At 43.1% G+C, this 15,156-nt stretch carries 13 protein-coding genes; 4 read left to right on the top strand and 9 right to left on the bottom strand.

Features of this window, described 5'->3' with window-relative positions; translation table 11 throughout:
- Positions 1 to 376 precede the first annotated feature (376 nt).
- Positions 377 to 2,290 carry a threonine--tRNA ligase gene (gene thrS / locus UQ64_RS04460; protein ID WP_060622298.1) on the top strand — a complete coding sequence of 638 codons (1,914 nt, stop codon included), beginning with the start codon at positions 377 to 379 and terminating at the stop codon, positions 2,288 to 2,290.
- A 98-nt stretch (positions 2,291 to 2,388) separates the two neighbouring features.
- On the opposite strand, the gene UQ64_RS04455 is transcribed toward thrS, so the two are convergent.
- The 7 genes from UQ64_RS04455 to UQ64_RS04425 form a co-directional block, all read right to left on the bottom strand.
- Complete coding sequence (locus tag UQ64_RS04455) at positions 2,389 to 3,378, bottom strand: aldose 1-epimerase (RefSeq protein ID WP_060622297.1); 990 nt, start codon at positions 3,376 to 3,378, stop codon at positions 2,389 to 2,391.
- Positions 3,379 to 3,463: 85 nt separating this feature from the next.
- Positions 3,464 to 4,180 (bottom strand): MgtC/SapB family protein, encoded by a 717-nt coding sequence (locus UQ64_RS04450; protein WP_060622296.1) that lies wholly within the window; start codon positions 4,178 to 4,180, stop codon positions 3,464 to 3,466.
- 180 nt (positions 4,181 to 4,360) lie between these two features.
- Complete coding sequence (locus UQ64_RS04445; protein WP_060622295.1) at positions 4,361 to 5,152, bottom strand: SDR family oxidoreductase; 792 nt, start codon at positions 5,150 to 5,152, stop codon at positions 4,361 to 4,363.
- Positions 5,153 to 5,265: 113 nt separating this feature from the next.
- On the bottom strand, positions 5,266 to 5,658 hold the full coding sequence (locus UQ64_RS04440) for an SGNH/GDSL hydrolase family protein (RefSeq protein ID WP_156417444.1): 393 nt from the start codon (positions 5,656 to 5,658) through the stop codon (positions 5,266 to 5,268).
- 144 nt (positions 5,659 to 5,802) lie between these two features.
- Entirely contained in the window at positions 5,803 to 6,597 is a 795-nt protein-coding gene (locus tag UQ64_RS04435) for an ABC transporter ATP-binding protein (protein WP_060622293.1), read from the bottom strand.
- Entirely contained in the window at positions 6,590 to 7,513 is a 924-nt protein-coding gene (locus UQ64_RS04430; protein WP_060622292.1) for an ABC transporter permease, read from the bottom strand. Before UQ64_RS04430 ends, UQ64_RS04435 begins: the two co-directional genes overlap by 8 nt.
- Before the next feature lie 61 nt (positions 7,514 to 7,574).
- A complete protein-coding gene (locus UQ64_RS04425; protein WP_060622291.1) occupies positions 7,575 to 8,645 on the bottom strand; it encodes an ABC transporter substrate-binding protein in 1,071 nt (356 codons plus the stop codon).
- Between the two features lie 324 nt (positions 8,646 to 8,969).
- Here UQ64_RS04425 and UQ64_RS04420 point away from each other — a divergent pair, with 324 nt between their 5' ends.
- Positions 8,970 to 9,905: a C40 family peptidase gene (locus UQ64_RS04420; protein WP_060622290.1), complete on the top strand. Its 936-nt coding sequence runs from the start codon at positions 8,970 to 8,972 to the stop codon at positions 9,903 to 9,905.
- Between the two features lie 93 nt (positions 9,906 to 9,998).
- On the opposite strand, the gene UQ64_RS04415 is transcribed toward UQ64_RS04420, so the two are convergent.
- Complete coding sequence (locus UQ64_RS04415; RefSeq protein WP_245237852.1) at positions 9,999 to 12,725, bottom strand: calcium-translocating P-type ATPase, SERCA-type; 2,727 nt, start codon at positions 12,723 to 12,725, stop codon at positions 9,999 to 10,001.
- A 482-nt stretch (positions 12,726 to 13,207) separates the two neighbouring features.
- On the opposite strand from UQ64_RS04415, the gene UQ64_RS04410 reads away from it, so the two are divergent.
- Positions 13,208 to 13,582, top strand: coding sequence for a hypothetical protein (locus tag UQ64_RS04410; protein ID WP_060622288.1), 375 nt, complete (start codon positions 13,208 to 13,210; stop codon positions 13,580 to 13,582).
- Between the two features lie 293 nt (positions 13,583 to 13,875).
- Entirely contained in the window at positions 13,876 to 14,733 is an 858-nt protein-coding gene (locus tag UQ64_RS04405; RefSeq protein ID WP_060622287.1) for a YitT family protein, read from the top strand.
- Here the strand turns inward: UQ64_RS04405 and UQ64_RS32775 are convergent.
- Positions 14,640 to 14,978 (bottom strand): transposase, encoded by a 339-nt coding sequence (locus tag UQ64_RS32775; protein ID WP_167348455.1) that lies wholly within the window; start codon positions 14,976 to 14,978, stop codon positions 14,640 to 14,642. The two genes, UQ64_RS04405 and UQ64_RS32775, sit on opposite strands and share 94 nt — an antisense overlap.
- Between the last annotated feature and the right edge of the window lie 178 nt (positions 14,979 to 15,156).

Raw genomic sequence — 15,156 nt, 5'->3', positions numbered from 1 at the left:
TGTATTTCTGGTTTCTTCCCTCTTGACTTTATGGGGTGCAATTGAGTACTATGAACGAGCAACATCATATGGCAAAGATCAAAGACATGATTTCCAATACGAACTGTCCAGAGAGAGAGGTCCAGGCTGAAAGCTTCTCCAGTAAACGATTGTGAAGTTACCCCTTTGTAGCCGTGGCGCTGAATCCGTAGAACTAAATTTCGCGGTAGTATGTGCCACCGACTTATCCCCGATAACGGATACCAATGAGGTCCTATCCTTGTGATAGGTCGAATTAGGGTGGAACCACGAGCTGAACGCACTCGTCCCTTTCTGGGAGAGATGCGTTTTTTTGCGTTCACCACTAACAATTTTTGAGAAATGGAGGCTAACAATCATGGAGATCAAGGTAACACTGCAAAACGGAACAATTAGAGAGGTACTGCAAGGAACGACGATTAAAGAAGCAGCAGGTGCCATAAGTACCAGTCTGAAAAAAAGTGCTGTAGCTGGAAAAATAGATGGTAGATCCGTTGATCTACACCAACCGATCGAACATGATTGCCAGCTCGAAATTGTTACGTTAGATAGCAAAGACGGCCTGGAAATTTATAGACACAGTACAGCACATATCATGGCGCAGGCCATAAAACGTATATATGGAGACAAGGGTGTCAAGCTTGGCATAGGTCCAGTAATCGAAGATGGGTTCTATTATGACATTGATATTGAGACATCTTTATCCAGTGATGACCTTGTTGCAATCGAACAAGAGATGGCGAGAATCATTCAAGAGAATCACCCGATTGTTCGCCGTGTGGTTTCCCGCGCTGAAGCAATTAAGCTATTTGAAGCGCTGAACGAGCCCTTAAAGCTAGAGCTTATTCGTGATCTGCCAGAAGACACAGTATTATCTATTTATGATCAAGGTGAATTCTCGGATCTCTGCCGAGGGCCACATCTTCCCTCTACTGGCTTGGTTAAGGCCTTTAAGCTGTTGAATGTCGCAGGTGCCTACTGGCGTGGGGATTCCAATAATAAAATGCTGCAACGTATTTACGGAACTGCTTTTCCTAAGAAAGCTCAACTTGAAGAGCACTTACTCTTTCTTGAAGAAGCTAAAAAACGTGATCATCGTAAGCTCGGCAAGGAACTGGAATTGTTCATGTTCTCTGAAGAAGCCCCAGGCATGCCCTTCTATCTTCCCAAGGGGATGACTATCCGAACAGAGCTTGAGAATTTCGCCCGTGAATTACAGAGACAGAGAGATTACGATGAAGTTCGTACACCGCTGATGATGAACAATCGGCTTTGGGAGCAGTCCGGGCACTGGGATCATTACAAAGACAATATGTATTTCACAGATGTAGACGAAACAAAATTTGCGCTCAAGCCGATGAACTGCCCAGGTCATATGCTGATCTACAAAAACGATCTGCATTCCTACCGAGAGCTGCCAATCCGTATTGCGGAATTTGGTCAAGTTCATCGCCATGAGTTCTCTGGGGCGCTTAACGGGATGATGCGTGTTCGCACCTTCTGTCAGGATGATGCCCATCTATTCGTTTTGCCAGAACAGATTGAGGGTGAAATAAGCCGTGTAATCTCACTGATTGACCATATTTATCAAGTGTTTGGCTTTGAGTATAAAATTGAATTATCTACTCGCCCGGCAGATTATATGGGATCAGAAGAACTATGGGATCAGGCTGAACAATCTCTGCAAAATGTATTAGACAATCTCGGGATTGAGTATCGTGTGAATGAAGGTGATGGCGCGTTCTACGGACCTAAGATTGATTTCCATATCTTAGATGCGCTAAAACGAAGCTGGCAATGTGGAACCATCCAACTAGACTGGCAAATGCCAGAGAAATTCGATCTTACCTACATCGGGGAGGATAATCTTAAACACCGCCCGGTCGTAATCCATCGTGCTGTTTATGGTTCGATTGATCGTTTTATGGGGATTATTACGGAGCATTATGCCGGAGCGTTCCCGCTATGGCTTGCACCTGTTCAAGCGAAGTTATTGCCCGTCTCTGAGAACTACGTTGATTATGCATTTCAGGTGAAGAAATCCTTAGAGCAAGCCGGCATTCGTGTAGAAGTTGATATCCGAAATGAGAAGCTGGGATATAAAATTCGTGAAGCTCAGCTGGAAAAAGCACCCTACATGCTCGTTCTCGGTGAGAATGAGAAGAACTCTTGTAGTGTATCTGTAAGAAAACGTGGTGAGGGTGATCTTGGTTCAAGAAGCATCCAAGAGATTATTGAACAGATTAATGAAGAAATAGTTAGTAAAAAATAAGGTCCTACTCCTAGTTCAAACGTTAAAGGGCAGTCTATTCGTAGATAACTACGATTAGACTGCCCTTTCTTAATCACATATGATAATTCACAATCATGCTATTTCACGTACAGACGGCTGCTTTCTTCCCAATATTCGCCTGGTTTGAGACTAAACAAGCCGATCTCATCCGCCGGCAGATCCACCATTGGCGCATTTACCAAGTTGATTTGTGGCTCAGGACAGAAGAATTGTTCAGAAGCACCATTATTCCAGATCATCCACTGCTTGTACGAAGTCCCTACATCATAAACTAAAGTGACTCCAGCTTTGCTGTCGGTAAGCTCCATCCGGTTACGTCCGTTCTGAGCTACAGCCGTATAATGGTTGTCCATCGGTGCGAAATAAGGATTCACACCTTCATCACGAAGCTGAGCTTCGCCCGGCTCCAGCTCTTGGAATTTACCAGTCGGCAGCATACGGTCATTCAGTTCCCAGCGATTACCGATTGTAGCTTTCACAAGATAATCTTGTGGTGTGCTTCCTGGTGCGAATGGTGCATTAATCGCGGTATGGAATGCCAGCAAGCAAGGCATCACATCATCTCCATCATTATGCACTTGCACTTGTTGAGATAATCCACCTTCACCAAGGGTGTAACGCAGTTTCATTGTGTATTTAAACGGCAAGTATTGATAAGAAGGATGATTCTCATCCACCTTGATGAATACGGTTACGAAGCTTTCGGTCTTACCGCTACCGAACTCTTCCACTTCCCAAGCCGCCGTATGTAAAAATCCATGTAAATGGTTGCCCGTTGCGACTTCATTTACTGGGAGTTGATAAGTTTGACCATTCCATGGGAATTTGCCATCTTCATAACGATTCGGAGGAAATAATACAGGAATACCATGGATGCCTGGACTTGCCTTGAAGGCTTCCATTTCCTCAGCTCCCGGTTCATGCAAGAAACGGTAACCGTTTTCGGTATCTCGGAAACAGATCAAGTTGCCACCGATACCTGGTAGTATAGCTGCCTCATAACGGCCAGCTTTCAACCAGATGGCTGCTTCTCCTTCATATTGTCCTTCATATGCTGTGATAGACATATTAATATGTTCTCCCTTCCAGTGTCTGATAATTGCCTCTACATGATAGATTACCACATCTGGTCATGACGTGACATGCCCTTTTTTACAGCTGTTCCACTTCAACGCTCATTACATGATCAATTTTCTTCACATCATAATAGATCTCTGTTGCGTAATCTTTATCCGGTGCTGAGATTACCATATCGATCATTTGTCTTCCATCTTCTAAATCCTTAATTTTCATTCTGCGGATCGACCGGGATGGACTTCTAGTACTTCGTTGGGTACTAACCTGAGGTCTCTCAATTTTTTGGATCACTTCAGTAAGTACAAAATTAGCTTCCATGATGATTCTCACCGAAACTTCATGCTTGTTAAGCACTTCAGGGCCAATCGAACGAATTAAATGAGGAACCAAATTCACCGCAAACATTAGAAGAATAACCGCATATGCTGCTTCAATATAGAATCCTGCTCCCACAGCAATACCAATCCCCGAAGCTGTCCAGATGAGTGCTGCCGAGGTCAGACCTGATATCGCATCACCGCCTCTACGCAGGATAACACCAGCACCCAAGAACCCTATCCCACTGACAATTTGAGCAGCGAGGCGCATCGGATCCATATTCGGATGCTCTGGACCTGCAAACTTATCAAAGGCATGAATAGACACTACTGTTACAAGACAAGAGGCAATGCTAATGACCATACTGGTCCGAATCCCCAGCGGTTTCTGCTTGATCTGTCGGTCAATCCCGATGAACAGCCCGAACAGCATGGCCACTAATAGCTTAATTAATGATTCAATATGAAAATCCATAGTTCATTCTCCTTTCTCCACAGATACTCCATTATAACGGAAAATGGAGATAAAGATTAGCTTTATTTTACAACAAAAAACGGCATTCCTATCCTCAATGTATATGCGCACTCGATCAATTTGATCACGCATAACGAAGAGGATAGAATCCGTTTTAATGGAAGAGATTATTTACGAATATTAACCATGGAGCAACGATTCTGCACCGTCACAATAAATCTCAGTTCCTGTAATATGATCCGAATCCTCGGATGCCAAAAAAAGTGCCAACTTTGCAACTTGATCAGGACGTCCAGGACCTTCCTCTAGCGGCTGATCTCCTTCCGGAAATTCAACAGGAATCTTTACCTCTTTGAGATCCTCAGATGGAAAAGTGTTGTCATCTATATTCGTCTTAATAGCCCCAGGACAGATCGCATTTACGCGGATTTGAAATTGAGCCAGTTCTAATGCTGCCATTTTCATAAAAGCAACCTGGCCTGCCTTTGAGGTACTATAAGCAGAAAAACCGATGTTGGAAAATACACGATTTCCGTTAATGGAGCTGTTAATCAGGATGCTGCCTCCGCTCTCTTTTAGATGCGGTATCGCATATTTAACAGTCGCAAAGGTTCCACGAAGGTTGATGTGAATCGTCTGGTCCCAAGACTCGATATCCATCGTTTCAATGGGTGTCATTGCTCCATTAATCCCTGCGTTAGCAAAAACAATGTCAAGACGCCCCCATTTCGCGGCCGCCTTGTTTATTGCTGCTTCGACCTGCGGGGGTTCAGCAACGTCGCATTCAATTACGAGGGCTTCTCCACCTTCTTTCTCTACTTGTTTTCTAACCTTTTCTGCATTCTCGACGGTTCTGTCTAGTAAGACAACTTTGGCCCCGTTTCGAGCGAACTCAAGCACGGTTGCTCGCCCAATGCCGGAACCACCTCCTGTTACAATAGCTACCTTACCTTCCAGCTTCTTATTTGCCATGGCTAAATATCCTCCTTCTTGTCATGCAAGCCTTCCAGTTAAGTTCTTTCCTTAACCTTAACCTCGCATACAGTAGTTGAATCGATAGATCATTACTTATTCCAAAGGATTATTTATTCGCCTTCCCGAAGATGGATGATTAGATCATTTATTCCGGCCTCACGTATGCCTTCTACAATAAGATCAGCGAGCAGACGCGCTCTTAAAATCTGAAAATGTGTATTGTCCTGTACGCCAACTGGATGCAAGATAAATTCTCCAGGATAGCTCCACATGAACAGATTCTTCGTTCCTTCCACTCCATAGGCTTCAAAAAGCTTTCGACTCTTCTCCGCCAAATCGATCAACGGGATCTGCTCAGTCTCGGCCAACTCTTTTATTGCCTTTAAATAATCACCATGGCTGTCAACTATAGCTTCTGCATAATCAAATCTCCGCCTATGTACAGCGGTCACCAGAACCGGGTAGGCTCCCGCTTCCTTGGCAGCTGTAATCATCCGCAGCAAATATTATTTATTATCAATCTATCCTATCATAAATGATATTGAAGCAATTGGGAAAACTTACAACAAAAAAGGACTTGAAATGAAATCCAAAATCAGACTTCAATTCAAGCCCTTATATCGAGCTACTGTCACTGCTACCGAAGACTAACTAAGCATCATTCGATCATCTGCCAGCTTATGACCACTAATGGTTTCAAATTCCCCCAGTAGGCGTTCTACCGTAAGATCCTGTTTGCGTGTTTCGTCTATATCAAGGATAATACGTCCCTTATCCATCATTATTAGACGATTGCCAAGACGGATAGCCTGCTCCATGTTATGGGTAACCATTAGCGTAGTCAGCTTCATCTCACGGACGATAGACTCTGTCAGTTTAGTGATTAGCTCCGCTCTTGAAGGATCAAGTGCAGCTGTATGTTCATCTAACAGCAAGATTTGCGGTTGGGTGAAGGTTGCCATTAACAAACTCAGCGCCTGTCTCTCCCCACCAGATAATAATCCTACCTTAGCTCGTAGGCGATTCTCCAATCCGATCCCGAGGCGACTTAACTCCTCACGAAACATCGAACGTCTCGCTGCGTTTACTCCAAAGGATAATCCTCTGTTCTTCCCTCTTTTATAAGCCATCGCTAAATTCTCTTCAATCGTCATTCGTGGAGCCGTACCTGCCATAGGATCCTGAAAAACCCTGCCGATCCAGCGACTGCGCTGATATTCTGCTAAGTGGCTGATAGAATTCCCTTCAATACTTGCTGAACCGAGATCCGGCTTCATTACCCCAGAAATAATATTCATGAGCGTCGATTTACCTGCGCCATTGCTTCCAATAATCGTAACAAAATCGCCGGGGAGAAGCTCTAAATCAATACCTAGCAGTGCGATCTTCTCATCCGGTGTGCCAGGATTAAACAGCTTAGATACGTTATCAAGCTTAAGCATCGATGCCGCCTCCTCTCTTGCTGCTAAGCGCTTGATCAGCTAATTCAAGCGAACGCTTACGCGCCATATTCTTCTGCTTCAAGAAACGCTGAATCGATGGGAATACAAGTGCGAAAATAACGATAATCGCCGTAATCAATTTAAGATCCGAAGGTCTCAACCAAGGTACATACAAGGCTAACGCAACTACGATTCTGTAAACGATAGATCCCAGAACAACTGCCAATGTCGCACGGAATACACTTCCAGCCCCGAAGATAGCTTCACCAATGATTACCGAAGCTAAGCCGATCACAATCATCCCTATACCCATTGAAGAATCCGCAAAAGTAGAATACTGAGTAATCAGCGCTCCTGAAAGTGCCACCATTCCGTTGGATAAACTGACTCCAAGAATTGTCGTATTATCAGTGTTTACACCCAGACTACGGATCATTCTTGCATTATCTCCGGTAGCCCTTAAAGCAAGCCCAAGATCAGTACGCAAGAATAAATCCATCAGAACTTTCACAAATAAAACAACAAATGGAAGAACAAGAAGTGGATTGATGGACGAGAACAACGTGGTATCACCCATTAGTGACCAGTTAGGCTTACCGCCAAATATTCGCAGATTGATGGAATAAAGTGCGATCATCATTAGAATACCGGATAACAATCCATTAATCTTTCCCTTCGTATGTAGTAGACCCGTACACATTCCTGCCAGCATCCCACCTGCAATAGCAGCAAGCGTGGCTAACCATGGTGCATAGCCATTGGTAATCATAACGGCAGCAATGGCACCACCAGTGGTAAAGCTTCCATCTACAGTCAAATCAGGAAAATCCAAAATGCGAAAAGTAATATACACCCCTAAAGCCATAAATGCATAAAGCAGACCCATTTCTACGGCGCCGAGCATTGATTCATACATAGAAGTTTTCCTCCTTCAAGCGGCAAGGGGCGTCCTCACGGAATCGCCCCAATATAATGTCTTATTGAATAATATTGTTAGCTTGATCGGCTACTTCTGCTTTCATCGCATCCGTAACTTCTATGCCTTGTGCGGCAGCAGCTTTGAGGTTAAGGATAAGATCAAGCTTTTCTTGCATCGTTACTTTCATATCTGCTGGCTTTTTACCATTCTTCAAAATGTCCACTGCCATTTGTCCTACTTGGTAGCCATGATCGAAATATTTGAAACCAACGGTTGCAAATGCGCCTTTTTCAACGGTATCTCGGTCACTAGAGAAGAATGGAATTTTCTTATCATTAGCCGTTTGAATAATCGTATCCACAGCACTCACTACTGTGTTATCCAAAGTAATGTAGAATGCATCTACACGACCCGCGAGTGATTCAGCAGCTTGCTTCACTTCAGAAGTATTCGTGATGGCTGCCTTCACAAGCTCAATACCATGTTTATCCAGCTCTTTCTTAGCAATATCCGCCATAATTACAGCATTCGGTTCACCTTCGTTGATAACAATGCCCAGCTTCTTTACATTAGGAAATTGAGTAGCTATGAATTGCATTAATCTATTGATAGCTTCGGGATTCGTGTCCGATACTCCTGAAACATTTCCACCAGGGTGCTCCAGATCAGTGACGATCTTCGCATCGAGTGGATCAGTCACTGCTGCGAACAGAATTGGGGTATCCTTACTTGACTTGCTAAGCGCTTGAACAACTGATTGAGCGGAAGGTGTCGCAATAGCCAATACCAAATCATTCGTGTCTGCAGCAATCTTCTGTGCAATGGACAAGTTATTCGCTTGGTCAGCTTGAGCATTCTCAAGGTCAACCTTCAAGTTCTCTCCTTCAACGAGTCCAGCATCCTTCAAAGCAGCGAGAATACCTTCGCGTGTAGCATCAAGTGACGGATGTTCCACATATTGCGAAATTGCGATTTTGTAATTTTTGGAATCAGAGGCTCCAGCATTTGTTGACTTATTACCCGTGTTTGTTGCATTGCCTGAGTCTACAGCAGCATTATTATTGCCACAGCCAGCAGCTACCAGCATGAAGCATAAACTTAACCCCGCCAAAATGTTTCTCTTTTTCATCAAAGTACCCCATTTCATTAGATTATTAACGCGTGCATCAAAGTGAGCGACTCAGCATTATCACTTTTATCGATAAAAGCATTAAAGCATAAGCTTACACGTACCTCACAATAATGATGGAAATCTATTAAACCTATATTATATGGAGGTTGTTTATCCGTCAATCACTTATCCAACTTCCATAGATTACAAATTTCATAGCGCATAACTCACCAATATAGGAAGGACTTGGTTATGTCTTACAGTGATTGCCTTGGTCTGCATTACATAAAAAAAAGCCCCCTGCACAAACTTAAACTACAGTTTGAACATGGAGCGTGTCATATGCCTAATAACCACAAAAAATTACTAACTACTGCTACTGTATTGCTCGCTGCCGTTTTATCAAGTACCGCATGCGGCTACTCTTCACAATCACAGAAACCCAAAGTAAACGCAGTAACTCCTGATGGCATGCAAGCTTCTAGTTATTATGAAAAGTCCGCCATCACAGACGCTCAAGGAAAGTACTGGATTCCACTCCAACCTGCGATTGCTTCACTTGGCTATCGAATGAAAGATGATGCTACTCATGGTGGATACACCAAAATCGGTTATAGTGATGTTATGTATATGTTGCGACCTGGCTCTACTCAGGTCTTCTCCCTTGGGGAAAAAATCACACTGCCGCAGGCACCGAGACGACAAGAAGGTCAGATCTATATCACTCCTTTGGCTTTATCAAAATTTCTTCAAACGGAAGTAGGTTGGAATCCTCAGTCCGGTGAAATCAACATTGCCACACCGACCGACCATGAAAATATTATTAAATCTCCATCTGCTAAATCATTGAATGGATCTAAGCCATTTCGCATTCAAAGTATTTCTGAAGCAGACAAAAAGGAATTAGTTTCTTATGCCAAAAAATTCTTAGGTGTGCCTTATGAATTCGGTACAGGCCCTTATGAAGAGACCAAGAAATTTGATTGCTCTTCTTTTACAAGGCATGTATTCAAACCATTCGGAGTAACCCTACCGCGGCTAGCCAAGGATCAAGATAATATAGGTTCTCGCGTACAACGCAGTGCGCTAGATGTGGGAGATCTTATATTCTTCACCGTTCCAGGACGCTTTGAAAGTGACGCTATACCAGGACATGTCGGTATATATATTGGGGATGGCAAATTCGTACACACTTGGGGTGATCCCGGTGTTCAGATCAGTGAGCTCGACTCAGGGTATTGGAGCAACGTAATTCTGCACATGCAGCGCATTATGTAATCCACATTTACGACTTATAAGCACATATGAAGAAAGCCTGAATCCTTCGCTATTGAAGGGTTCAGGCTTTCTTTCTGCTCCATAAAGCGAACTCTAATCCCAGTTCTTACCCTTACCGCTTAAACGTACAAACAGTTTTACAAACTCTACAATCACTATTATCGCCAGAGCTGCAGCAACTACAATTCCCCATTGTAATCCGCTCAAATGTGAGACACCAAACCAGTCATTTAGTCCTGGGATGATGATCACAAGCACTAACATTAATGTAGAGATCAGTGATGCCCACAGCATATATCGATTGCTGAACCAGCCAATCTGGAACAACGATTTCGTATTGGATCTGACGTTAAATGCATGAGAAATTTGCAGTAATCCTAATGTAGCGAATGCCATCGTAACCGCAATTCCCTCATTGTAATGCGTATGTGCCCACTGGTATACAAATAGCGTAAGCGCCGCCTCTAATATACCCTGGTAGATGATCCCGATTCCCACACCACCAGCAAAGATACTGCTACTGGCTTTGCGTGGTTTCTTCGACATCAAATCATCCCCCGCCTTCTCAAGTCCAAGAGCAAGTGCCGGTAGGGTATCGGTAACAAGATTAATCCACAGGATATGAATCGGCTCGAGAATACGCCAGCCGATCATTGTCGCAATGAATAGCGTAAGTACTTCCCCAAGATTTGCTGAGAGTAGGAACTGGATTGCTTTACGGATATTGCTATAAACCTTCCGACCTTCTTCAACAGCAACAACGATGGTCGTGAAGTTATCATCTGCGAGCACCATGTCTGAGACGCCTTTGGCCACATCCGTTCCTGTGATTCCCATTCCCACGCCGATATCTGATGATTTGAGCGCAGGCGCATCATTCACTCCGTCACCAGTCATGGCAACAATCTTCCCTTTTTTTCTCCAAGCCTTAACGATTCTAACTTTATGTTCAGGGGAAACACGCGCATAAACCGAATAATCAGTGACTTTCTCAGCAAATTCCTCTTCACTGATTTTATCCAGCTCACTGCCTGTCAATACACCTGTTTCATCTTCGATAATACCTAGTCTTTTAGCTATTGCCGCTGCGGTATCTCGATGATCTCCTGTAATCATTACAGGTCTTATCCCCGCTTTACGACAGATGGCTACCGCATCCCGTACTTCCTCACGTGGCGGATCAATCATTCCGACCAAACCGATAAATACCAGCTCTTTCTCCGTAGTATCCGGTGAAATATTGGTCGGTAGCTGCGGTTCATCTCTGAAAGCAAATGCCAATACTCGCAATGCATCGTTCGCAAGCTTAGTATTACTTTCCATGATTTGTCGTGAATGTTCCTCTTTAAAGGGGACGATTTCTCCATCCACATAGATATGACTACATTTGGACAAAAGTACATCTGGAGCACCTTTCGTTAACACACGATAACGTCCATTTTCAACTTCATGAATCGTCGTCATCAGCTTGCGATCGGAGTCAAAAGGCAGTTCGTTTTTACGTGGGAATTTCTTTTCTAAATCCCTTTTATCAGTACCAATACTGAGCGCGTAGTCCACTAATGCAGTTTCCGTAGGATCACCAATAATCGCTTTACCACTCTTTGTGTGCGGGTCTTTAGCTCCTTCATTCCCTCCAGATTCCTTAGGGGACTTTCCTTCGTCAATACTGGAATCATTACAAAGAGTCATAGCCTGAAGCAATAATTCGCCACCTGGCGTCCCTTCAAGTCCTTCAGCAGCTTCTTTCGTAGTTCCATTGACATGCACTTTTTCGACAGTCATCTTGTTCAGTGTCAAAGTACCTGTCTTGTCAGAGCATATAATTTCGGTGCTTCCAAGCGTCTCTACAGCGGGTAGCTTGCGAATGATCGCTTTTCTTTTAGCCATCCGCTGCACTCCGAGTGCCAGGATAATCGTAACAATCGCTGGTAATCCTTCAGGTATTGCTGCTACCGCAAGTGAGATCGAGGTGAGTAGCATATCCAGCAGCTCTCTACCCTCCATAATACCGACGGCAAAGATGACCACACAAACACCTAGAATAATAAAGGTGAAGTATTTTCCAAGTTCATCTAATTTCTTTTGCAGTGGAGTAACATCCGTGTCTTCCTCTGAGATAAACCCGGCGATTCTGCCGACTTCTGTCTGCATTCCTGTAGCTGTGACAACGCCAACCGCTCTACCATAAGTCACATTGCTGCTCATATAAGCCATATTGGTGCGATCCCCGATGACAATATCGCTTCCCTCAAGTACACCTACTTTCTTTTCTGAGGGCAATGATTCTCCGGTTAATGCGGCCTCCTCTGTTTTCAAAGAAGCAGCTTCTAACAGCCTAATATCCGCCGGAACTACGTTACCAGCTTCCAGCAATACGATATCCCCTGGTACGAGGTCTTCACTTTTAATCTCAGAAACCTGACCTCCACGCCGCACCTTGGCATGCGGAGAGGACATACTTTTTAGGGCATCTAAAGCTTGCTCCGCTTTATTTTCCTGAATAACGCCAAGTACCGCATTCAGGACTACTACCAGCAAAATAATGATTGTATCTGTCCATTCTCCCAAAACTCCAGACAAAACTGCTGCCACGAGCAAAATAAAGATCATGACATTTTTAAATTGCTCTATAAATTTTCCTAGCAGTGATTTGGTCTTCGCTTCTTGAAGTACGTTCTTCCCATACTTCTCCAGAAGTTTAGCTGCTTCACCGGAAGACAAGCCATCTTTCCGAGTTTCCAGCCTTTTGAGCACTTCTTCCTCGCTCAGTGTATGAAATGGAATCTGCTCCTGCAATTTTTGTTCATTTGAATTCAAGACCATTGCCTCCTTCCGGGATTGAGATTCTGGTAAAACCTCTCATATGAGTTTTACCCAAAAAAGGCATAGTGATTCTAGAACGTTATGTACAATTTTAGAAATTCAACTGTTCAGTCTTCAAGATCCATTATTTCTAGTTCTAAACGATTGCCTTCATTAAACTGAAACATAACAAAATAACTATTCCTTGCTCTCGGATCACCTGATCCACTGCAGAATTCAGTCTATTGGTTGATTGCGATAATTATAATGAATTCGTTGAACAAAACCGTTAAAATCGCGCGAATTTCTCAAATATATCGCTCCTGACTTTAAACTTGATATTAAAAGATATATTTACTACGAATTACGTTAATTATCCTCGTCAATTTCTTGTTTTCTTCACCTTTGAAAGAAGCTTTTTCTCAAAATAATTTGGAATCATGCAAAAAGGTATGTTATGCTTTTTATACTATATACAGTTGGGAGGTGTTATTTTAGTGCAATATATAGCGCGTATGTCATTGCCTTGGCTTCTTCGGTTACTTTTAGTTGTGGGGCTGATTTCCTCATTTCCACCCCCTTGGTCTGGAAGTTTAACGACTACGAAGCAAGAACATACATCTCCCGAAATTGAACACTATGAACGCAAATTTACACCTCCAGTCCGGACAGTTCCCAAAATGATTCCACAAATTGGAACAATCAAAATATATGAACAGTGGGGACAGCGTTCCATTGCTTTAACTGCAATACTCCCTATGCTTTCAATCATATTCCGTCCGGTAATTTATAAATTTATGCTTCGACTGCGGCTGTACGTGCTAAAATTCACTTCTCATTTCGTGGCTTTGCACCCTACTCAATTTATTTGATAATAAATTGATATTAACGAGATACTTGCATAAACCGAACTTGTTAAGCGTATTGAGAAAATTTGGTATTCTATTTCGTGATTTCTTCGGGGCTATCTTCTTCTTTAGCTTCAAACTAACGGTAGATCCACTCACCTGCAGCAGTCTCTTTTGACAAAGGAATCGAAATGGATTTATAAGATATTAGATAAAGTATTCAATTTGAGAAACGGTATGCTGTAAAAATATCCAAAAAAGCTGCTGTAGTATTCGAACATAATAAAGTTGTTTCCCCTGCCAAAGGAGGAAAAGTATTGCAAATTAAGACAAAGCAACATAAACAACTACGGAAGAATTCGGTATTCCGAGTTCTCACCGTTATTGCGGGAGCACTACTTGCCGCTGTAGGATTAGAATTATTCCTCATACCACATGGGCTTGTGGTTGGTGGAATCACAGGTTTATCAGCATTATTCGCTCATACCACTGAAATGCGGCTTGGATTGTTTTTGTTTCTGTTCAATCTGCCTTTTATATTTATGTCTCGAAAGCAAGTGAATCTTCGCTTTGCTCTGTATACCGTTCCAGGATTAACTTGCTTGACCATTGCTTCTCTTGCTCTCCACCGTTTTCCTGCAGTGATTAGTGATCCTTTACCTGCTGCAATGGCAGGTGGCATCTGTTTAGGGCTCGGTATCGGGATATCTGTCCGATTCGGTGGTGTGAACAAACATGCCAGTGACCAAGGATATTCATTTCTGAGTGGTGGACCTCCAAAGTCAACGGAAGTCGTCATTATGATACTGAACTGTGCTATCTTGCTTATTGCAGGCACCCTATTTGGCTGGGAGCAAGCAATGTACTCCATTATTGCCTACTTATTGGCCTTCGAAGGTGTGAGATTCTCACTCCGAGGGTTATCCGATTCTCGAGCTGCGTGGATTACCAGCAATCGTTGTATGGATATCCAGGAAGCGCTCGAAAACTCACTAAGCCGAGAAGTTGGGCTTGCTGAAGGCTCAGGGCAAAATGGAGAGCTTAGCACATTGTTTTGTCTCATCAACAAAATGGAAGAACATCAGTTGCGGACGATCGTCCTTGATTGTGATCCTAACAGCCAAATTGTGTTCAAATCAGCTACTAGTAATCGAAGATTGATTAACCTGCACTGATAACAATAGCGCTTCTCCAATAATAGGAGAAGCGCTACTTTTGCATTTGGGTCTTTCTTTTTTAGCAATTCTCGTAGAATCTCGATTTCGAGTTCCTTCTCACCAAGTGTCATTGGTATTTCTTCAAGTGGAATAGAGTCACGGTGATCCCTGACCCATTGACGTATAGATTCTGGATGAACATCATAGATACGAGCAAGAACTCCAATTTTAATACCAGCCAATGCCTCTCGAACAATCTTCATCCGAGTTTCTTCTTTCAACCCATACCGAATCATCTCCCTTATTCTTATATTAATTTATTTGGATAGGAAGACTCTAGTTTAATTAGGGGGCCTTGGGGCTTTTGTAGCAAAAAAAAAAGAAACTGCCCATAAGTAGCATTCACCACTTTAAAGACAGCTTCTATTTCTTTAGCTAGCT

Origin of the sequence: Paenibacillus etheri (assembly GCF_001012825.1) — a bacterium.
Classification (GTDB): Bacteria; Bacillota; Bacilli; order Paenibacillales; family Paenibacillaceae; genus Paenibacillus_AQ; species Paenibacillus_AQ etheri.
Note: the sequence above shows the minus strand (reverse complement) of the source record. Positions and strands in the feature narration are given on the sequence as shown.

Excerpts from the sequence above, each read along its gene's own strand:
- thrS (WP_060622298.1), top strand. The coding sequence starts at position 377 with ATGGAGATCAAGGTAACACTGCAAAACGGAACAATTAGAGAGGTACTG.
- UQ64_RS04455 (WP_060622297.1), bottom strand. The coding sequence starts at position 3,378 with ATGTCTATCACAGCATATGAAGGACAATATGAAGGAGAAGCAGCCATC.
- UQ64_RS04450 (WP_060622296.1), bottom strand. The coding sequence starts at position 4,180 with ATGGATTTTCATATTGAATCATTAATTAAGCTATTAGTGGCCATGCTG.
- UQ64_RS04445 (WP_060622295.1), bottom strand. The coding sequence starts at position 5,152 with ATGGCAAATAAGAAGCTGGAAGGTAAGGTAGCTATTGTAACAGGAGGT.
- UQ64_RS04435 (WP_060622293.1), bottom strand. The coding sequence starts at position 6,597 with ATGCTTAAGCTTGATAACGTATCTAAGCTGTTTAATCCTGGCACACCG.
- UQ64_RS04430 (WP_060622292.1), bottom strand. The coding sequence starts at position 7,513 with ATGTATGAATCAATGCTCGGCGCCGTAGAAATGGGTCTGCTTTATGCA.
- UQ64_RS04425 (WP_060622291.1), bottom strand. The coding sequence starts at position 8,645 with ATGAAAAAGAGAAACATTTTGGCGGGGTTAAGTTTATGCTTCATGCTG.
- UQ64_RS04420 (WP_060622290.1), top strand. The coding sequence starts at position 8,970 with ATGCCTAATAACCACAAAAAATTACTAACTACTGCTACTGTATTGCTC.
- UQ64_RS32775 (WP_167348455.1), bottom strand. The coding sequence starts at position 14,978 with ATGAAGATTGTTCGAGAGGCATTGGCTGGTATTAAAATTGGAGTTCTT.